We start from the raw sequence: 19798 nt of genomic DNA on the forward strand, positions 1-19798 counted from the left end.
GGCCCGACACATTTTATTACAATCCAATTCGGCCTTGTACTGGCTGGCGCTTTAGCATTTCACTAAAGTAGACGGCACAAAAACACTTCTTTATTCCCCTGGGTAATTACATGAAAAAGATATTTGTCATCAGCGCCATTACTCTGGCCGTATTGACAGGCTGCGCCGCAGAGCAGCGTGCAGCCGTGGACAACAGCGTAACACAACAGGTTGCCGGCGAGGTGCTGGCCAGCCCGAATGATAACCGGGCTTACAAAACATTGGTGCTACCGAACAAAGTTGAAGTGATGCTGGTGTCTGATCCTGATGCACAAAAGTCAGCTGCGGCACTCAGCGTAGGTGTCGGTTTACTGCAAGACCCGATGAGCCAGCAGGGCATGGCACATTATTTAGAGCATATGCTGTTTTTGGGCACCGAGCGTTACCCTGATACCAAAGGCTACAGCGAATTTATGACCGCCAACGGCGGTGCACAGAACGCCTATACCTGGCTTGATATCACCAACTATATGTTTAAGGTCAATAATAACGCCTATGATGAAGCGCTGGACCGCTTTTCAGATTTTTTTAAAGCGCCGAAGTTATACCCGGAATATACCGAAAAAGAAAAGAACGCAGTGAATGCGGAATGGTCAATGCGCCGTGAAATGGATTTTTTTGGCCAGTACAATTTGTCGCGCAGTATGATGGGCAGCCACCCGGCAAACCGTTTTCTGATAGGTAATCTGGAAACACTGGGTGACAAAGACAACAGCAAATTACACCCGCAAACGGTCGAATTTTATAACCGCTATTATTCAGGCAACATTATGAAGGTGGCACTGCTGAGCAACCTGCCACTGAGCGAAATGGAGCAACTGGCCCGCAAGCATTTCAGCAGTATTGAAAATAAGAACATTGAGCCGCCAAAGGTTAACGCTGAACTTGATTTTAGTAACCTTGGTGCCAAGCGTATTCATTACGTGCCGAATCAGGATGTTAAACAGTTACGGCTGGATTTTACTATCCGCAACAATACCGGGCAGTTCGCGCTGAAACCTAATGAATTTATTACTTATCTGCTGGGCTCAGAAATGCCGGGTACGCCAGCGGAACAGTTAAAAAGCATGGGGCTGATTTCTAAACTGAGCGCCTCAGCTACGCCAGACTTATACGGCAACTATGGCTCACTGACGGTAGACGTAGAACTGACCGATGCCGGTATGCAAAACCGTGAAGGTATCGTCGCCACTATTATGCAGTATATCGAGCTGATAAAACGTGAAGGTGTGGATGCGAAATACTTCAGTGAAATTCAGACCAGCCTGAACAACCAGTTCCGTTTTCTGGAAAAAGGCGATGAGTTTGGTTATGTCGCCAACCTGACCGATGCTATGCAGAAGGTGCCGGCCAGAAACGCCATTAACGCGCCGTTTTATTATCAACGTTTTGACGCCGCAGCGGTAGAAGACGTGTTGCAACAGCTGACTCCGCAACATTTACGCATCTGGTACATCAGTAAGCAGGAGCCGCACGACAGCAGCCTGCATTTTTATGATGGCAAATATAAAATTGCCGACATCAGCAGCGAAGAGCAGCAAAGCTGGCAGCAAAGCCCACAGCTGGCGCTGAACCTGCCAGCGGTAAACCGTTTGTTGCCGGAAAACTTTGATGTAAAACCGATGGTAACGCAGAGCAAGCCGGAAATTATTCTGCAGCAGGATGGTATCAGCGCCTGGTTATACCCAAGCCAGGAATTTGCCAGCCAGCCCCGCGGTGTGTTGGAAATCTTCTTCAACACCGGCGCGCCGCAGCAGGATATTAAAGCCCGGGTACTGCTGGCGCTGTGGCACGATCTGTTCAGCCTGCAGCAAAGTGCGCTGGCGACTGAAGCTGATATCGCCGGCATGCAGTTGCGCCTGACAGCAGGTAGCGGTATGGCGCTGACCATTGCTGGTTTTACTGACAAACAGCCGCAGTTATTGCAACAGGCGCTGGCGGGCTTTAATGTCAGCGTGCAGGAGCAAAGCTTTGCCCAGGCAAAAGATCGCTATATCCGCGGCTTACAGAACCAGGGCAAGCAGTTCCCGTTTTATCAGGCGTTCGGTGCCTTTAATAATCTTGTGCGCAACGGTAACTATGAAACGGATCAGCTCATTGCAGCAGCCAACAGCCTGAACAGTGACGACCTGCAGGCGTTTATTCAGCACACGCTGAGTAACAACCAGCTGCGCGTCTTTGCCTTTGGTAACTATGACAAAACCACCGTATCGCAGGTGTTGTCCGAGCTGAAGCAGGCGTTGCCGCCGATGCGTACCGAATTACCGTATCAACGCAGTGCTTACTGGAAGCCTGTCGCCGGCCAGACGCTGGTGGTACAAAAAGATATTGATGTCGCCGATGTGGCGCTGGTTGATGTGCATGTGCACCCAGAGCCCTCATATAACCAACTGGCCCGGGCTACCATCCTGAAAAGCCACTTCAGTAACGTGGCATTTGATAAGTTACGTACCGAAGAGCAGCTTGCCTATGCTGTAGGTGGTACAGCTATGCAGCTGGAAGATTATGTTGGCTTTGCCATGTATATTCAAACGCCGGTAAAAGGCGTTGCTGATATGCAGCAGAGGTTTGACCGCTTTAAACAGCAGTATGCTAAAGAGCTGGATAACCTGACAGAAGAAGCCTTTGCACAGTTAAAAGCCAGTACGCTGGTAACGCTGAAAGAGCCGCCGAAGAATATGCAGGATGAAGTCGGCCCGTTGCTGGGAGACTGGTACCGTGAAAGGTTCAGCTTCGACAGCAAGCAACAATTGATTGCGGCGGTGGAGCAGGTTACCTTGGCTGATGTAAAAGCGTTTTATCGTGAGACTATGCTAAACGACAAGGCACCACGTATCTCTGTGCAAATGCGCGGCACTAAGTTCCGTGACCAGCCATTTGCTGATTTAAAAGGCCAGATAAAAGTGGATGACGTCGCGGCATTCCACCGCCAAATGCAAAAGCAGTAATACGGTTTGTGGTAACCAAAAAACGCAGCGTTAGCTGCGTTTTTTATGTCGGTTAATGCGCTGCGCCGGGCGGTGCTGTTTTGCAAACTTCCGGTGCGTCGCTGCATTTTAGCTGGTTTTGCTGTTCTTTGTCCTTCATCAGCACCTGCTTTAAGTCTTCAGTGCGCTGGCGCATCGCCACGCCGTAGGAGGCATCATCGCCCCAGACATCAGCCAGAATTTTAAGTGACGCATTGTCGTGTGCGCGAAACAGCGTGCCGGCTTTTTCGGCACTCTCTTCACTGTTACCCAGCAACTTCAGCGCATCGACGCCCAAGTTTACTGCCGAGTCAAAGGTTTCGCGTTTAAAGTGCTCAACCCCTAACCGTAACAACTGATAAGCATGACGCCTGTCTATAGCACGGGCGGCAATACGTAGTTTCGGGAAGTGCTTATGCGCCAGCTCGACAATTTCCAGTGTTTTATCCGGCGCATCAATGGCAATAACCAGCAATTGCGCATCGCTGGCACCGGCTGCGTGCAGTAAGTCAAGCCGGGCGGCGTCACCATAAAACGCTTTGTTACCGAAGCGGCGCAGTACATCTATCTGGTCGGCGCTGTGATCGAGCACTGTCATATGGTAGCCCTGCGCTGTCAGCAGCCGGCCGACTATCTGCCCAAAGCGGCCGTAGCCGGCGATAATCACATGCTGTGTCGGCTCTATGGTATCAAACTCCCGTTCAGTGGCGCGGTTTTGCACTTTGGTCTGCCAGCGCTGATAAGCAATCAGTAGCAGCGGGGCACAGATCATCGATAACGTCACCACCAAGGTCGCTAGCTGCATTTGCCCGGGGCTGAGAATATTCAATGAGCCACTTAATGCCGCCAGCACAAACGCAAATTCACCGCCCTGAGCCAGTGCCAGGGTGAACAGCAGCCCCTGATTGTGCTGCATACGAAATACCCGGGCTAAAAACGCCAGCACTGTCATTTTTATGGCAACTAACAGCACGACCAACCCCAGTACCGGCAGCAGCTGAGCTTGTAGCAATGAAAAATTAATTGATGCGCCGACGGTGATAAAAAACAACCCCAGCAACAGGCCTTTGAAGGGTTCTATATCCGCTTCCAGCTCATGACGAAATTCGCTTTCCGCCAATACGACACCGGCCAGAAAAGTACCCAGTGCCGGAGACAAGCCAACGGCTTGCATCAGCAGCGCAATAGCGACCACCAACAGCAAACCAAAAACGGTGAATACTTCGCGCAAACGGGTGGCGGCAATATACCGAAACAGTGGCGCCGAGATATATTTGCCAGCGATGATGATGGCAATGATCACCGCTACAGAAATGCTAATTTGTCCATACAACGGCAAGTGGGCAATCAGGCTGCTGTCGCTATGGCCGGGATCAACAGCGGCGGCAGTGCTAAGCAGCGGCAGCAAGGCCAGCATAGGGATGACAGCAATATCCTGAAACAACAACACCGCAAAGCTATTCTGCCCGGCAGGTTGTTTAATCCAACCTTTCTCAGCCAGTGTTTGCAGCACTATTGCAGTTGACGATAACGACAGCATTAAACCAATTGCTAAACCTGCCTGCCAGCTTAGCCCTAGTGCCAATACGGCAACGGCAAAGATAAGTGCCGAGGTAAGAATAACCTGCAGTCCACCCAGCCCAAACACTGCGCCCTTTAATTGCCAGAGTTTTGATGGTTGCAATTCGAGGCCGACCAGAAACAACATCATCACAACGCCAAATTCAGCAAAATGCTGCACCTGTGTCTGATCGCCGACCAGCCCCAGCAAAAAAGGCCCTATCAGTACACCGGCAAAAATGTATCCCAGCACTGAGCCCAGCCCAAGCCGGTTAGCGACAGGCACGGCCACTACCGCTGCCGCAAGATATATCGCAATGGTTTCCAGCATCTGCTTACCTTGTTTTATTTAATTTTCACTAGCTTAAGCGAAGCAAGCGCAGGGCAAAACAAAAAATGTTGAAAATAGTTTGAGTGAAAACTTTAAACAGCGTTTTGCCGGTATATCCAGTCCAATTCGGTCAGTGTTCGCTGTCATGCGGGCTATCTCTGATATTACATTTTTCGCACTATCAGGTAATTCAAACATACAGCATGACAGGTTTTGCGTTTGTGGCGCTATGGCTGAAAAAGCCTGTATTGCGTTAAAAGTGAACTGGTCTATCTTGTTGTTGAAGTATTGCGTCGCTACACCGGTGCAGCCAAAAAATAATAAAAGAATCTCAGCAAGAACTCAGATTCAGCAGATAAAAAGACAGAGGACAATCCAATGAAAAAATCTACCCTGCTGCTACTGGCAGGCCTGCTAAGTGGTACTGCGCAGGCGGCTGTAGGCGGCTACCCCGTAGTGTTAGTGCATGGTTTTCAGCCAGACAACCTGGCCAGCCGGCCAACCGGTAATCAGGTCACCAGCAATGGTGCGGCTTACTGGGCACAGTACTGGCGTGATCGTTCCGACGTACGCATTGACTGGCCGTCACAGGAGCGTGTAGCCGGTAAAATTGCCAGCGATTACGTCTGGCCTAAGTTGCAGCAGATGTCGCGCAATGGCACCTGTGCCAGTGGCTGTATTTTTGTGTCGCATTCCACCGGAGATCTGGTGACCCGCTACATTATTGATAACCAGGCGCTGTGGCTGCAAAACGCTGGCTTACAACCGCTTAATATCGTCGCTACCTTTGATTTCGCCGGCGCTGGTGGTGGCGTCGAGCTGGCTGATTTAGCCGTAAATGTGGCAGGGGGTTCCGGCCTGATTGATACCACGCTAAAACTGGCCTTGTCGATGTGGCTGGGGCAAATCCCATCTCCTTCAAACATTGGTGTACTGAATGATTTGCGGGTAAATACGGCAAGGCAACTGGCTGCATTTCCGGACAGCCGGGTACCACGGCTAAGGTTTGTTGGTGCGGGGTCTGATTTTCTCGGCGCAACCGGTGCCTTTTTGCCGGGCGAGGATGATGGCGTTGTGGCCAGCCATTCCAGTTGCGGTGCGTCATCAGCGGCCAGTTTTAACAGTTGTTCCCGCAGTGTTGCCTTTGATGGCAAACTCACTTCAGTCAGTGGTCCATCTGCCTTTATGCCGTACCACTATCCAATGCTGATGAGTGAAGGTTACAGTCATAGTGACGTCATCGCCAATAGCGCTGCCGATGAAGTGACAGCCGCAAACAGTAGCTCCAGCTACCTCAATGGTGAGCGTTTGCAGTTTAACACTTATGATGAAACCCGTGGCTGGTGGATTTTCAGCTCACGTTATCGCGTAGTGCGTAATTCAGGCAACACCAGCATGTCTGCGCTGGTGTATCAGGCCGCGAACTAACACCGATGAAAAAAGTGTTATGGCTACTAAGCCTGTCAGCCATGCTGGCAGGCTTAGTCTATTTCTGGCCACAGCAGGTTGAAGTTGAGTCTGTTACAGAAGCATCAGCTAACGATGTAGCGCCAGGCAGTTTGCCAGCTGTAAACAAGCCCCCGGCTGCAGCGCCACAGATTACGGTGACAGAGAAGATACCTGAACCCGTGACCGAGAGCTTTAAACTGTTGGCCAGCGCTTATGCTGCTGAATTAAATACGCCAGCTTATTCAAGGCCGCTTAGTATTGACGATGAGCACTTGCTTAAACCTAATCAATACATAGTGCAAACTGTGCCGCTGCAAGGCGGGGCCAGTGCCGCCATAGTGCTGCCTAAATACCGTTTTAGTTATCCGGAGGCGGTGCCGGTAACATTGCAGGTAAGCGGCTTGCAGGTATCCGATATTAGTGTTCGGCTGCAACATGAGGCCGGTAGCGAACACAGTGCTGGCAAAGAGATGCAACGGACATCAGAGCATTACACTGCCACGCTCGATGCGGATGAAAGCTGGAATGGCGCCTTCGAAGTACAGGTTAGTTTTAGCGCTAACGGTCAGCAACAGGTGCTGAAAACCGGCATTGAATATTACAACCCTGTAGCCACTGTGACCGGTGTGGCTGAACCTTTCGGTATTGGCAGTGATATGCATATACCGGTGCAAATTGATGTCAGGCAAAGTGGCTTTTACCGGTTGCGGGCGAATTTATACACCGAGCAACGTCAGCCGCTGGCACTGCTGACGACAACTGAAAAACTCAGTGAAGGTGAGACAGAAATAACGCTGAAAGCTTTTAAAGCTGTGCTGCGCCAGCACAGCGGGCCTTTCATTATTGGCACTTTTATTTTGGAAAAACGCCCGGCGGTGCCGGGTGAGCTAACCCGGTACGGCGACAGTGAACAAGCACAATATCAGATTGATTATTTCTCGTTAGATCAGTTAACAGACGAAACCTGGCAACCGGATGAGCAGGAGCGGCAGCGGCTGCAGTTTTTGCAACAAATGGCCGGGCAGCAGTAGCTGTGTATCAGGGCCGGTGTTTGGCCAGTTTGCGCTGTAAGGTACGCCGGTGCATGCCCAGCAGCGTTGCCGTGCGGCTGATATTGCCATCTTGCTCAGTGAGCACGCGGTTAATGTGCTCCCATTCCAGTTGATCCGGTGATAACACTGACGGCGTGTCCAGTACGGCGGTCACAGCTGGTTGGGTTTCACCGCGCAGAGCCTGTTCCAGTTGCAGCAAATCGGCAGGCTTTGTCAGATAATCATCTGCGCCAAGTTTTACTGCCTGCACCGCGTTAGCAATGCTGGCATACCCGGTTAGCAGCACTATGCGGCAAGCTGGCAGAGCCTGGCGCAGTGGCGCAATAAAACTTAAACCTGACTGGCTGGCAAAGCGCAAATCTAATAGATAGCTATCGGCCTTTAGTGAAATCAGCTGTGCAGCAGTAACCGCCTCAGTAAAGCTAACGACCTCAAAGCCACGCTGACTGAAGCGGCGAGACAGTGCATTTAGCAACGCCACATCGTCATCTACAATCACCAACTTCATGCGGTGGTCCCGGTTGGCATTCGCGGCATGCTAATGATTGTCAGTGTGCCGTTGCCGGCATTTTGCCGGCGTACGCTGCCGCCCAAGCGTTCAATTGACATATTGGCCAGGAACTGGCCGATACCTAAGCCTTGCTCACTTTGTTGCGGTAACTTACCCAGCTCTGCCAGCCTGCCGGCAGATAAACCTTCACCAAAATCACGCACCTGTATTTTCAGGCCGTCTGCATTTAGTGTCAGCACGATTTCAAGCGTGTCGTGGTTATTTGCCAGGCTGGCTTCGGCGGCGTTGTCGAGAATGTTTAACAGCGCAGCACCAAATCCCTGGCTGTCTGATAGCATAAAATCCGCCGCCTGAACGCATGGTGTTACCTGCAGGCTAATATCGGGTCGGCTGTTGAGCCAGCGGGCTATGGCCTGCTCGGTTTGCCGGTACAGTGGCTGGCTTACCTCATCACTGCGCAGGCTGCCAGCATCGCTGCGCAGTTGTTGCACTATCTGCTGGCAGCGTTTTAACTGTTGTTGTAATTCCGTTATGGCCGCATTTTGCGTGTCGGTTGCTATTTCATCGGTTAATAACTGCATGGTCTGAATTGGGCTGGCTAAATCGTGCGCTGCATTGGCGGCAAAGGTGGCCAATGCCAGCATCTGCTCGTTGCGGATCTGTTGCTGCTGTAATTCACTGATCTTTTTGGATTTAACCCGGTTTAAGCTGGCCTGTGAGCTGATAAACCAGCTGATTAGCAAAGCAGAGATAGAGAAGGCCCACCACATTTGCTGCATATGCTGGCTAAAACCATTGTTATCTGTATGGTGCATAGCGTGATCAGTATGCGTAGTTAACGGCCCGGTTTGTTCCAGTAAGCTGTCGATGCTGGGGATCTGCAGATCGCCAACCTGCAGTAGCAGGCTGTAGCAGGTGATCGCCAATGCCGCCACTACATAGCCGCTTTTGCCAGCCAGCATAACGGCAGCAACAGCCACCGGCAGCAATAACATTGCCACCAGGCCATTGCTAACACCGCCGCTCATGGCCAGCAGGCAACCGAGCATTAATACATCCAGCATGCAACTGAACAGATAGATGTGCCTAAGTGCTATCTTGTTAGCGCTTAAAAAACGGGGCAGCAGATTGGTGCAGGTATGGGTAAGCAGCAGCAGTGCAATTAATGGCCAGGAACTAACCTGATACTGCAGTAGCCAGCCAGCGAATGCCGCCAGGGCTTCAAAACTAATCAGGCCCCAGCGAAAATGGATAAAATGCGCAAGCTGGTGCCGTTCAGATAATTCAGTGGCAATAATCAGTTTTTTAGCCATGGTACAGGCACTACCGGTAACAGAAAAAAAACGGCTGCCTGGCAGCCGTGTGCAAAATGTCAGAAGAGACTAAACCATTGCAGCAGTAATGTCATTCTGAGTGTGTGAAGTGTAACCTCATCAGCGGCTTGCGTCGCTGTGGCAAATTGTCGCAGGGTTATCATTGCTCAGCAAAGGGATGAGGTAAGTGTTGCCACTGTGCTTCCCCTAGAGCCAGCTCGGCGTCGGTGAGCAAGCAGGCGTTAAGCTGCGCCAGCATGGCCTTTTTATTTAGTCGCTGGCCAATAAACACCAGTTCCTGCCGCCGGTCGCCATAGGGTTCGACCCAGTTCAGGATAATCGCCTGCTGCATGTCGGCGTCCTGCGGCCATTGCTCCGCCGGTACAGCCTGCCAGAATAACCCGGCCATGTGATAGCGGGCGATACCGCCGGCCTGATGCCATAGCCAGGCATAGGCCGGTGTGCTGGCCAGCCAGAAATAGCCTTTTGAGCGTAGCAAACGCCCGTTTGGCCAATCCTGATGCAAAAACGCATGAAACCGGGCCGGGTGAAACGGCTTGCGGGCGGTAAAGCTGAAACTGCTGATGCCGTATTCTTCGGTTTCCGGCGTATGTTCACCGCGCAGTTCGGCCAGCCAGCCTGGTGCCTGCTGCGCTTTGTCGAAGTTAAACAGGCCGGTATTTAAAATCTGATTTAACGCTACTTTACCGTGCTCGGCTTCAATAATACGGGCGCTGCTGTTTAAACTACGCAGTATCGCCTGTAGTCGCTGCAGTTGCGCTTTGGTGACTAAATCTGCTTTGCTGATGATCAGCACATCACAAAACTCTATCTGTTCTATCAGTAAGTCGCTGACACTGCGCTCGTCATCTTCACCTAAACTTTCTCCGCGTTCGGTTAAATCCTGTGCGGCCTCAAAGTCGGTGAGAAAGTTCACCGCATCTACTACCGTGACCAGTGTGTCTAAGCGGGCAATATCGGCCAGGCTTTGGCCGTCTTCATGCTCAAAAGTGAAGGTTTCAGCAATCGGTAGCGGCTCGGAGATGCCGGTCGATTCAATCAGCAGGTAATCAAAGCGGCCGGCTTTGGCCAGTTTGCCCACTTCCAGCAGCAGATCTTCGCGTAAGGTGCAGCAAATGCAACCATTGCTCATTTCTACCAGTTTTTCTTCGGCGCGGTTAAGGCTGACTTCTTTATTCAGCTGGTTGGCGTCGATATTGACGTCGCTCATATCGTTAACAATAACAGCAACCCGCAGGCCATCGCGGTTATTCAGCACATGATTGAGTAAGGTGGTTTTTCCGGCACCTAAGAAACCGGATAACACTGTAACCGGTAAGCGGGTGTCAGAAGCGATATCAATTGGCAGCATGTTGAGGCTCTTGCAGTTTAAGTAAAAGTTTTCGGTTATATAAGTGAGCGCTGATTAACAGCATACCGCCCATAATTGACAGTGCTGCTTCTGCTTCATGGGGCCCGAACAGAGCCGTAATCAGCAGCAAAAAGCCGCCTAACCCCAGCACAAAAGGCGTTTTGCTGCGGTGTACACACCAGCCGCCAGGCAGGCTCCAAACCAAAAAAGTAGCAATAGGTAATAACATCAGGTAGTGAAACCACTCGGAACTGAAAATACCCAGTAATAAGCCTGAGCTGCCCAAAGCCAGCAATACCGGAGTGGCAAGACAATGCACAACACATAGGCCAGACAAAGTGGCTGCAATAAGATCTTTCATAAACCCTCACGTTAACCGGAATTGTGAATTCAACTTGTGTTGTTGTTTTCCTGTCGTAAGCATTGCCGGTGAATATAAAAATGTTATAACATCACAAAAGTTGAAATATGTTATAACGTAACAATTGATTCGTCAAATGCGGGCTTCGTGTGAAATCAGCGCACCTGTGGCACAGGTACGGAAGTAGGGAAGAGGGTATTTATGTTTAAGAAAGCAATACTGGCCAGTTTGGTCAGCGCAGTGCTATTCAGTGCTGCGGCTAATGCAGAATCAATATCTGGTGTGGTAACAGATAGCAATGGCAACCCGGTTGTCGGTGCAACCGTCAGTGTGGCAGGTGAAAACCAGCAGGCTGTCACTGATGCAGCGGGTCGCTTTGCGGTCAGCATGCAGGCTGAGCACGCAGAGCTACATGTAGAAGCGTCAGGTTTCGCCCACCGTAGTCTGCATTTTACTGTACCGCAACAAGGGTTGTCTGATGTCAATCTGGTGTTGCTTAACAGCACGATTGAAGTAATTGACGTAAAAGCCACTTTATTTCATGCCTCTGCAACAGAATCCGCTTTGCCGGTTAATGTACTGGCCGGTGACAAGCTGAAAATGCGCCAGGCCTCAACGTTGGGTGATACGTTAAAAAATGAAGTGGGTGTGCATTCTAACTTCTATGGCGGCGTTGCCAGCAGCCCTATTATCCGCGGCTTAGACGGCCCGCGGGTGCTTATTACGCAAAACGGTTTAGATGCCGGTGATGCGTCTCGTGTTGGCCCTGACCACAGCGTGGCCAGCGAAGCCAGCACCGCTACCCAAATTGAAGTATTACGCGGGCCTGCCACATTATTTTACGGCAGTGGCGCTATTGGTGGCGTAGTGAACGTGGTGGATGAGCGGGTGCCCACTGACAGCACAAGCCGTGCCGAATGGATGGTGCAACGTGAATCGGTTAACAATGAAAAATTGGTGGCGGGTTCAGCCGTAAGCGGCACAGATAACATCGCGGTATATGTAGATGGTTTCTGGCGCGACAGTGATGACTACAGTATTCCAGGGTTTGCTGAAGCTGAACCGGAAGAAGGTGCCCAAAAAGGCAAGGTGGCGAATTCTGCATCTGAGGCCAAAGGCGGTACTGTGGGTGCCAGTTGGTTGCTCAGCAATGGCTATGTCGGTATGTCGTATGGCCGTTTAGAGCGTGAATATGGCATACCCGGGCACTCACACGGTGGCTACGAGCATGAAGAAGGCGAAGCGCACGAAGAAGAGCAGGTGTATGCCGATTTAACGCAGAACCGCTACCAGCTGTTAAGTGAACTGAATTTCTCTTCTGGTCTTATCCGTGCGGTGAATACCCGGCTGGCCTTTACCGATTATGAACATGCCGAAATTGAAGCAGGAGTGGTAGGCACCACTTTTAAAAACCGTAGTCAGGAAGCGCGGTTAGAACTGTTGCACCGCACGTTCGAGCACTGGCGTGGTGGCTTAAGTTTGCATTATAAGTTCAGCGACTTTGAGGCAATAGGTGAAGAGGCTTTTACGCCGCCATCTGAAAGCCAGATGCTGGCTGTAGGCTTGATGGAAGAGAGGCACTTCGGTGACTGGCTGGTGCAACTGGGTGCCCGGGTTGAACGCGTGACGATTGATGCCAGTGATGTATTGCTGCCTGATATCGGTGCGCATAGCCATGGCGAAGAAGAGCACGACCATGATCATGACCACGGCGGTGGCATGATTAGGGTGTTCGATGTTAGCCAGAAGTTCACGCCTTACAGCTTATCTGCCGGTACCGTGTGGGATTTTGCTGAAGGCTATAACCTTGGCTTCTCAGTTTCACGTTCTCAACGGGCACCATCAGCGGCCGAACTATTGTCGTTTGGTGCACACATTGGTACGCAATCTTATGAAGTCGGTGCCATGTTTACGCTCGATGACGACGAGTTCGTGCTGAACACTCAGCCAATTGAACTGGAAACAGCGAACAACCTGGATGTCACGCTGCGTAAATTCAGTGGCAATACCGGCTTTGTGCTGAATGCGTTTTATAACCGGGTAGATAACTACTACTACCAGCAAAATACCGGTTTATTTGCCGAGTCTGGCCACAGTCACGACCATGGCGATGAGGAAGAAGGCCATGATCACGGTGGCGAACTGCCGGTATATTTATTTACTGCTGCCGATGTCACCCTGCACGGTTTAGAAGCCCAGTTTAACTGGCAAATCAACGATCCCTTTAAGTTAACCTTGCAAGGCGATTATATCCGCGCCCGTCTGAACGGTGGTGGCGATTTACCCCGGACACCGCCACTGCGCATGGCTGCGGAGCTGGCCTATGAGCACGATGCGATAAGCGCCGACGTGCGTGCCACCCGCTACTTTAAGCAAGACAACGTTTCAGAGCTTGAACAAGCAACCGCAGGTTACACCATGCTGGATGCCAGCGTCAGCTATCGGTTTGAGCTGGGCGCTCAGCTGCTGACGGCTTACATCAAAGGCCAGAACCTGACCGACGAAGAAGCCCGGGTGCATACCTCTTTCTTAAAGGATATTACGCCGTTACCTGGCCGCTCGGTTGCAGTGGGTTTGCGCGGTAGTTTCTGATTTTTGTGCGGCAGGGAAGCTATAGTTCCTGTCCTGCCGCACCTTTTACTTATAACAAGGAGTGACAATGTTAAAAACAAAACTCAGTCTGGCAGCTCTGCTGGTTAGCGTATCTTTACTCAGTGCCTGTGGTGACAGTACAACCAATATCGTGGAAAAAGACCCTATTGCAGATGACGGTGATGATCATGATCACGATCATGGCGATATTAGTGCTGCAGGCCGGTTGGCTATTTCCGCGAAAGATTCCAACCTGGTGTCAGTGTATGAGTTAGAAAACGGCGCGCTGTTAGATACCTTTGCGGTCGCTGATACGCCGTCAGCACTGGCCGCTTCTGCCAGTAAACGCTATGCGCTGGTTGTGCAACGCACCACCGACCGGGTTGAGTTTGTCGACGGCGGCCTGTTTCAGGAAGACCATGTCGATCATCTGCATGATTACCAGCAGGCACCGGCGCTGAGCAGCTTTGTATTGTCAGACAGCCGGCCCACGCACATTACCAGCAATGACAGCCAGGTAGCGGTGTTTTTTGACGGTGATGCGGCAAGTGGCACCCCGGCAGCACTTGCGGTGATCACTGACGCCGATATTACTACCGACAGTAACGGTTATCCGGTACTGCATTACAGTACCCATATGCATGGTGCCGCGCAGGCCCGTGGCGAGTATGTACTGTCGACTATCCGCGATGCCAACAGCGCGACGACACTGCCTGATAAAGTAGGGGTGTATCATGCGCATGATGATCACTTCCATGAAGAGCTGGTATTTGATGAGTTGTGTCCGGGCTTGCACGGAAGTGCACAGAACGAGCATGTTATAGCGTTTGGCTGTACCGATGGCGTATTGGTGATCAATCAGCAAGATGCAACCTTTACCGCCAGCAAAATTGCTAACACCGATGATTTTAGCGGCACTATGCGCATCGGCACCTTAGTGGGCGCTGAGCATGCTGAACATTTGGTTGGTTTTGCCGGCGCCAGCATGTTTGCTATTCATGCTGAAGATGGCGAAATGGAACTGGTAGACTGGCAGGGTACAGAAGGCGCCAGTCTGGTTGGTTACGGCTTTGCCGATGGCGGCGAAAAGTTTGTGCTGTTAGATAGCCTCGGGTATTTAACCATACTGAACTATCACGGACATGGGCATGGCCATGAACATGAAGGTGTCGCAGAGGAACCAGCGTTTGAAATTGCCGGTAAAGTGCAGCTAACCACGGCTGATGTATCGACTATGCCGGAGGACAGCCGCTTTGAGCTGGCTATTTCAGCCAGTGATGACAAGGTGTATGTGACTAACCCAATCGACAATACACTGCTGACGGTAGATATTGCTGACGCCGAAGTGGTAGCGACAAAACAGCTGAGCTTTGTACCGCATAAGCTGGTGTGGCTGGGTATTGCAGCACCTGCTGAAGCACATGATCATTAACTATCGTTTTTGTTTATAAGTAAAAGCCGCTAAACAGTGTTTAGTGGCTTTTTTCGTTTCAATACGTTATCAACACTATTGAGAGCAGAAACAACAGCAGCAGAATAACCAGCGCGAATATCACAGTTTGCAGTGGGCACTGTTTAACATCCTGCCAGCGGCTTTGCAGGCCGGTAATAATCATTGCCAGCATCAGACAGCTTTGTGAAAACAGCGCCGCCGCAGAGCGCAGTGCTTCTGGCACAGGCAGGCACAACTGCAGCAGTAACAGACCGACAAAAGCGATAATAAACCATGGCAACGGCGCCCGGTTGTTGCCGTGCTGGCAACGGTTCAGGCCGATTAAAAATGGTGCCAGCAAACATACCCGTGCCAGTTTTATCGTCACGGCCAATGCGGCTAATGGGCCAAGCTGACCGGCTGCGGCAACTGCCTGAGACACTTCGGGGGCGGTACTGCCTACCAGCCACGCCAGTTCAGGCGGGCTAAACCAACCGCTGAAAACCAGCGCATTATAGGCAGCCAGTGCCAACAGTCCCATCAGCATGACCAGTGCCAGACTCTGGCTTAATTGCGCCGGCGAGGCAGCGACATCTTGTTTACTGTTTTTTGCCGCAGACTGTAAGGATTGAGTAGCGAAGATGGCTGAAGTGCCGCAAAAACTAAAACCGGCACTGAGCAGTAACACCTGGGCTTTGGGTAAGCGAAAGTAGCGCACGCCCAGCCAAAGTGCAGTGAAAAGTACTACCGCAACCAAAAACACTAAACGGGCAAACAGCCAGGGATCTGTACTCAGCAGCAACTGAGGGTCAACTTTAAGCGCAAACAACACTATACCCAGGCGCAATGCCTGTTGTTGAATAGAATGAAATGTCTGGTTACGCACAGCTGCCTGCGCTATCTGGTGAGGCTTACGCAAAGTTGCGAAGTAAACCGATAACAGCAGACCTGTCAGCAGCGCCGCTAACACCGGGTTTACCGCCTGGTGCAGCTGCGGTTGGTAAAAGTACAGTGCGTGCAACAGTAATACAGGCAGGGCAATCCAAAACATTTTATCTGTCCGGTTGGCAGAGAACGCTGGCTATTTTAATCAATATAAAATATAAAAATAATGGATTTATTTTATTTAATAAATAGGATTTTTGAATGAATTATCCCAGCCCACGGCAGTGGTTATTGCTTGATGCGATTTGCCGTTATCACAGCCTGAGTGAGGCGGCACAGCAACAGGCACTGAGCCAGCCAGCAGCCAGTCAGGCGCTGAAGGAGCTGGAGCAACGCCTTGGTGCAACCTTGTTTCTACGGCAAAACCGGCAGCTGATCCCTACACAATATACGCTGGACTTACTGCCACGCTTGCGGCAGTTACTCGATTTACAGGCATCAATAGTGCAGCCGCAATCCAATAGCGGAGAGCTGCGGCTGGTCGCCAGTGAAACCATAGGTTGCTACCTGCTGCCACCGGTGATCGCCAAATTTCGCCAGCAGTACGCTGATGTTGAGATCCGGCTACAGATCTGCAATAGCAGTGAGGTGCAAAATCAGTTGCGGCTGCAGCAGGCGCAGCTGGGTTTTATTGAAGGGCCAGTGCTTAGCACAGAGTTCCTGCTCCAATACTGGCGCAAAGATACGCTGGTACTGGTAGCATCAGCCGGCCACGGGGTGCCGGATGATGCCAGCCAGCTGCAACAGCAAACCTGGATAGTACGTGAGCGGGGGTCGGGCACGCGGGCAGTGCTGGAGCATGAGCTGGCCCGCTGCGGTTGGTCACCGGCCACAATTATGGAACTGCAACGGCCTGAGGCAATTAAACAGGCGGTACGCCACGGTTTGGGCATTGGCTGCCTGCCACTATTAGCGGTACAGGATGAACTGGCGCAGGGTGTGCTGCGGCAGCTAGCCAGCCCGCTTAAGCTTGAGCGGCAGCTGAGTTTACTGCAGCATCAGCAGTATCAGGCACCCCTGGTGCAGCAATTTATCCGCTTTGTGCATCAGGCAGGCGCTGAATAAGGTTATTGCGGCGGTTGCAGAGGCAGCAGGGTTTGCAGGATCTGCTGATATTGACCCGAGTGGCGCAGCTCAGTTAAGCCGGTATTAAACTGTTGCATCAGCGCTTCGGAGCGGGGATCTTGTTTTGACAACAGCAGGTACATCGGTCGTTGCTCCAGCGCCGGTGTAAGGTAGTCTAGCCGGTCTGAATCATTTGGCAGCTTTTGCTGCAGCAAATATAAGCCATTAAGTTTATCTGCCGGTACCAGATCTACCCGGCCTCTGGCCAGCATCTGAAATGCCTGTTCATCCTGCGCGACTCTGACCAGATTAGGCTGGCTTTGCAACAGCCCTTCTGGCTGCAAATAGCCCTGTACTAATGCCAGTCGAAGCTGTTGCCGGGCGATGTCGGCGTAATCACGATACTGAATTTGCGCACTTTTACGCTTAAAAAACACGATTTGGTTGGCGTAGAGTGGTTGAGAGTAGTAAAAGTACTCCGCGCGCTCATCATCATACCAGGCGGCAATTAAACCGATGTAACTGGCTTGCTGGCTTTCACGGTAGGCACGGGCAAACGGCATAAACTCGACGTCTATCTCGACACCCTGCAATAAAAAAGCCTGGCGCACAATTTCGGTGACGGCACCTTGTTGTGGCAGGTCTTCTGCATAATGCGGGTAGTAGTTACTGCTGGCAAGTTTAAGGCGCTCTGCCTGTGCTGCTGTTGGCAATACAGCGAGTATTGCCATTAGCAGCGGGACAGTAAAACAAAGCGCTTTATGCATAGCGAGCCTTAGTCGCTGGCCGTTGATGGTGGCAGGTTGGCACTGGCCTCAGCGTCCTGTTGCGGGCTGGCAAGGCTGGCCTGATCTGCGGTCACCGGCATAGCGCGCGACTGCTGGTTAATCTGGTAAATTTGTTCGGTATTAGATAAATCCTGCTGGTTTTTAATGCTGGCGATGGTTTCGCGGTCAGAGAAGAAACTGCGGATATCGTCCAGAATAGCCTGCATTTCCTGCGGGTTGTCATTCATCTCCAGAATATGGCGTGGGTGCTCAACATTTTTTGCGCCGCTGTCGGCAAAGGTGCTGCTCATAATGCGGGATGTAATCACCCACGGCGTTAGCGATGAGCGCATGACATAATTCTCTGAGGCAGTAGAATCGTATATGCCTTTACCGGTAGTCAGTTTGCTTTCGGTGTAAGTGCCTTCGCATTTTAAATACACCAGTAACGAGTCAAAGTTCAGCTCAGCCCAGAAGGTATGGCAGTAGTTTTGTAGCAGACGGCCAAAACTGTGGCAAATCAGCCAGCTGAACAGCAGGCTTAATATAAACTGACTTTCGTTAAACAGCTGTACTGTGAACTGTTGTGTAGCGGCGTCAGTTGGCCGGGCTATCGCCTGAAACTCGCTAATTAACGCCAGTACGGTTCTGGCTTCAAACAACAGGTAAAACAGGATAAAAGGCCCAATCAGCAGTAAAACCTGGCCCAATACGGTTGCCCACAACCGCAGCTGCTTAAACAGCGCTGTATGTTCAAGCGGGGCATAGGCAGGTTGTGTTTCAATCATCATCTCGCCGCTGAAATTGCCTTTACTTTCTGACTGCTCATTCAGGTTAGGGTTTAACTCCCGGTATACCCGGTTTGGTATTTCTTTGTAGCGCCGGTTTGCCATCACAATATTATCGATATTGACAAACAACTCACGCGGGTGAATGTTTTCCTGCCAGTTTGCCCGGTATTCTGCCACTTTGGTTTGCGCCTTTACCTGTGCGGTACGCTGTTTTAGCAATAGAAATACTAAGGCGCCGCTGACCGCTGCTAACAGTAGTACCAGCAGCAGTTGTGGTGTTACCGCAAAGCTGTGGAGTTCCGACTGCTGCAGGTCAGCTACAAAGCGGGCAATATCACGCTGCTGTAACAGATAGTTGATCAGAAGCCCCAGCAATACCGGCGCTAAAATGGCAAAAGCCATAATTTTTGCCAGTTTCAGGTTGCCCTGGGTTTCAATGCTTTTCTCTGCCTGACGATACACAGCACTGGCGCTGCGCCAGCTGAGAATTAAATATACCACCAGCACAAACGAGAAAAACGGCAATAAAATTTCGCCGGTGTTGCCGGCTAAGCCAGTCAAGCAAACAAAAGCGGTTAACGCATAGGCCACCAGCGCGATAACAGTGGCAATCAACGCGCCGGAGAAGCGCTGCGCCAGGTTACGCATCGGGTAGGGCAGAAAAATTAATTTCGGTACCAGCGTATGCACCAGACGGGAGATAAATCCAACAGGTTCGACAAAGGTTTTATTTTTGCGGCCCATCAGCATTTCTTCCAAATCAATGCTTTTATAGTGTGGTTTTTCCAGTTGGGCCGTTTCACGCTCAGACTTGCTTAAATTGGGTGCCAGTGACGTAGGTACACTGCGGCCGACAAAAAAACGCAGCATCTGAAACAGTCCGCCACCAAGTGCTTTTAACCCTGATGCCAGCAAGATAAAGCCAATAGCGGCGTAAATCCAGGCCAGGGTTTTATCCTGTTGTACCAGGCTAACCACCTGTAATAGCGGGTAAATACCCAGCAGGGTTACTACTACACCACGTAAGGCCCGTAATAAACCTTCGGCTTTAAAAGGGTTACGGATCCCTAACGATTCGCTGCCGTAATCAAAGGCCATTGTTACTTCCTTATAAAAATCAGTTTGTTGAATGCAGCTTTATCTTGCCTGAGCAATATTAATTTGCAATCTATACCGATTATTTTTAGCTGAAAACAAACTTAAGCGCGAATAAATTATACGGATAAAAAAGGAGCCCGTTACACGCAGCTCC

Annotated in this window: 14 protein-coding genes; 6 read left to right on the forward strand and 8 right to left on the reverse strand. The window is 51.1% G+C overall.

Annotation, left to right across the window (positions count from 1 at the left end; genetic code table 11):
- Positions 1-110 precede the first annotated feature (110 nt).
- Positions 111-2987 (forward strand): insulinase family protein, encoded by a 2877-nt coding sequence (locus AC5SV9_RS13360; protein ID WP_475149612.1) that lies wholly within the window; start codon positions 111-113, stop codon positions 2985-2987.
- Between the two features lie 52 nt (positions 2988-3039).
- On the opposite strand, the gene AC5SV9_RS13365 is transcribed toward AC5SV9_RS13360, so the two are convergent.
- Entirely contained in the window at positions 3040-4896 is a 1857-nt protein-coding gene (locus tag AC5SV9_RS13365; protein ID WP_475149610.1) for a monovalent cation:proton antiporter-2 (CPA2) family protein, read from the reverse strand.
- Positions 4897-5274: 378 nt separating this feature from the next.
- On the opposite strand from AC5SV9_RS13365, the gene AC5SV9_RS13370 reads away from it, so the two are divergent.
- Positions 5275-6324, forward strand: coding sequence for a hypothetical protein (locus AC5SV9_RS13370; RefSeq protein ID WP_475149608.1), 1050 nt, complete (start codon positions 5275-5277; stop codon positions 6322-6324).
- 5 nt (positions 6325-6329) lie between these two features.
- Positions 6330-7376: a COG1361 family protein gene (locus AC5SV9_RS13375; RefSeq protein WP_475149606.1), complete on the forward strand. Its 1047-nt coding sequence runs from the start codon at positions 6330-6332 to the stop codon at positions 7374-7376.
- 7 nt (positions 7377-7383) lie between these two features.
- On the opposite strand, the gene AC5SV9_RS13380 is transcribed toward AC5SV9_RS13375, so the two are convergent.
- The 4 genes from AC5SV9_RS13380 to AC5SV9_RS13395 form a co-directional block, all read right to left on the reverse strand.
- A complete protein-coding gene (locus AC5SV9_RS13380) occupies positions 7384-7905 on the reverse strand; it encodes a response regulator transcription factor (RefSeq protein WP_475149605.1) in 522 nt (173 codons plus the stop codon).
- Entirely contained in the window at positions 7902-9221 is a 1320-nt protein-coding gene (locus AC5SV9_RS13385) for a sensor histidine kinase (RefSeq protein ID WP_475149602.1), read from the reverse strand. Before AC5SV9_RS13385 ends, AC5SV9_RS13380 begins: the two co-directional genes overlap by 4 nt.
- Before the next feature lie 160 nt (positions 9222-9381).
- A complete protein-coding gene (gene zigA / locus AC5SV9_RS13390; protein ID WP_475149601.1) occupies positions 9382-10593 on the reverse strand; it encodes a zinc metallochaperone GTPase ZigA in 1212 nt (403 codons plus the stop codon).
- Positions 10580-10954 carry a MerC domain-containing protein gene (locus AC5SV9_RS13395; protein ID WP_475149598.1) on the reverse strand — a complete coding sequence of 125 codons (375 nt, stop codon included), beginning with the start codon at positions 10952-10954 and terminating at the stop codon, positions 10580-10582. The genes zigA and AC5SV9_RS13395 overlap by 14 nt, the downstream gene beginning before the upstream one ends.
- 201 nt (positions 10955-11155) lie before the next feature.
- On the opposite strand from AC5SV9_RS13395, the gene AC5SV9_RS13400 reads away from it, so the two are divergent.
- Positions 11156-13546 carry a TonB-dependent receptor gene (locus AC5SV9_RS13400; RefSeq protein WP_475149597.1) on the forward strand — a complete coding sequence of 797 codons (2391 nt, stop codon included), beginning with the start codon at positions 11156-11158 and terminating at the stop codon, positions 13544-13546.
- A 67-nt stretch (positions 13547-13613) separates the two neighbouring features.
- Positions 13614-14978 (forward strand): 5-methyltetrahydrofolate--homocysteine methyltransferase, encoded by a 1365-nt coding sequence (locus AC5SV9_RS13405; protein ID WP_475149595.1) that lies wholly within the window; start codon positions 13614-13616, stop codon positions 14976-14978.
- 58 nt (positions 14979-15036) lie between these two features.
- On the opposite strand, the gene AC5SV9_RS13410 is transcribed toward AC5SV9_RS13405, so the two are convergent.
- Positions 15037-16029 carry a putative sulfate exporter family transporter gene (locus AC5SV9_RS13410; protein WP_475149593.1) on the reverse strand — a complete coding sequence of 331 codons (993 nt, stop codon included), beginning with the start codon at positions 16027-16029 and terminating at the stop codon, positions 15037-15039.
- Positions 16030-16124: 95 nt separating this feature from the next.
- Between AC5SV9_RS13410 and AC5SV9_RS13415 the strand changes: the two genes are divergently transcribed.
- Positions 16125-16988 carry a LysR family transcriptional regulator gene (locus AC5SV9_RS13415; protein ID WP_475149592.1) on the forward strand — a complete coding sequence of 288 codons (864 nt, stop codon included), beginning with the start codon at positions 16125-16127 and terminating at the stop codon, positions 16986-16988.
- Positions 16989-16990: 2 nt separating this feature from the next.
- Here the strand turns inward: AC5SV9_RS13415 and AC5SV9_RS13420 are convergent, their stop codons facing one another.
- Both AC5SV9_RS13420 and AC5SV9_RS13425 read right to left on the reverse strand, forming a co-directional pair.
- Positions 16991-17755 carry a substrate-binding periplasmic protein gene (locus AC5SV9_RS13420; protein WP_475149591.1) on the reverse strand — a complete coding sequence of 255 codons (765 nt, stop codon included), beginning with the start codon at positions 17753-17755 and terminating at the stop codon, positions 16991-16993.
- 8 nt (positions 17756-17763) lie between these two features.
- Complete coding sequence (locus tag AC5SV9_RS13425; RefSeq protein ID WP_475149589.1) at positions 17764-19644, reverse strand: hypothetical protein; 1881 nt, start codon at positions 19642-19644, stop codon at positions 17764-17766.
- Positions 19645-19798 lie beyond the last annotated feature (154 nt).

The sequence above is a fragment of the Rheinheimera sp. ATLC3 genome (assembly GCF_059429535.1).

Excerpts from the sequence above, each read along its gene's own strand:
- AC5SV9_RS13360 (WP_475149612.1), top strand. The coding sequence starts at position 111 with ATGAAAAAGATATTTGTCATCAGCGCCATTACTCTGGCCGTATTGACA.
- AC5SV9_RS13365 (WP_475149610.1), bottom strand. The coding sequence starts at position 4,896 with ATGCTGGAAACCATTGCGATATATCTTGCGGCAGCGGTAGTGGCCGTG.
- AC5SV9_RS13370 (WP_475149608.1), top strand. The coding sequence starts at position 5,275 with ATGAAAAAATCTACCCTGCTGCTACTGGCAGGCCTGCTAAGTGGTACT.
- AC5SV9_RS13375 (WP_475149606.1), top strand. The coding sequence starts at position 6,330 with ATGAAAAAAGTGTTATGGCTACTAAGCCTGTCAGCCATGCTGGCAGGC.
- AC5SV9_RS13380 (WP_475149605.1), bottom strand. The coding sequence starts at position 7,905 with ATGAAGTTGGTGATTGTAGATGACGATGTGGCGTTGCTAAATGCACTG.
- AC5SV9_RS13385 (WP_475149602.1), bottom strand. The coding sequence starts at position 9,221 with ATGGCTAAAAAACTGATTATTGCCACTGAATTATCTGAACGGCACCAG.
- zigA (WP_475149601.1), bottom strand. The coding sequence starts at position 10,593 with ATGCTGCCAATTGATATCGCTTCTGACACCCGCTTACCGGTTACAGTG.
- AC5SV9_RS13395 (WP_475149598.1), bottom strand. The coding sequence starts at position 10,954 with ATGAAAGATCTTATTGCAGCCACTTTGTCTGGCCTATGTGTTGTGCAT.
- AC5SV9_RS13400 (WP_475149597.1), top strand. The coding sequence starts at position 11,156 with ATGTTTAAGAAAGCAATACTGGCCAGTTTGGTCAGCGCAGTGCTATTC.
- AC5SV9_RS13405 (WP_475149595.1), top strand. The coding sequence starts at position 13,614 with ATGTTAAAAACAAAACTCAGTCTGGCAGCTCTGCTGGTTAGCGTATCT.
- AC5SV9_RS13410 (WP_475149593.1), bottom strand. The coding sequence starts at position 16,029 with ATGTTTTGGATTGCCCTGCCTGTATTACTGTTGCACGCACTGTACTTT.
- AC5SV9_RS13415 (WP_475149592.1), top strand. The coding sequence starts at position 16,125 with ATGAATTATCCCAGCCCACGGCAGTGGTTATTGCTTGATGCGATTTGC.
- AC5SV9_RS13420 (WP_475149591.1), bottom strand. The coding sequence starts at position 17,755 with ATGCATAAAGCGCTTTGTTTTACTGTCCCGCTGCTAATGGCAATACTC.
- AC5SV9_RS13425 (WP_475149589.1), bottom strand. The coding sequence starts at position 19,644 with ATGGCCTTTGATTACGGCAGCGAATCGTTAGGGATCCGTAACCCTTTT.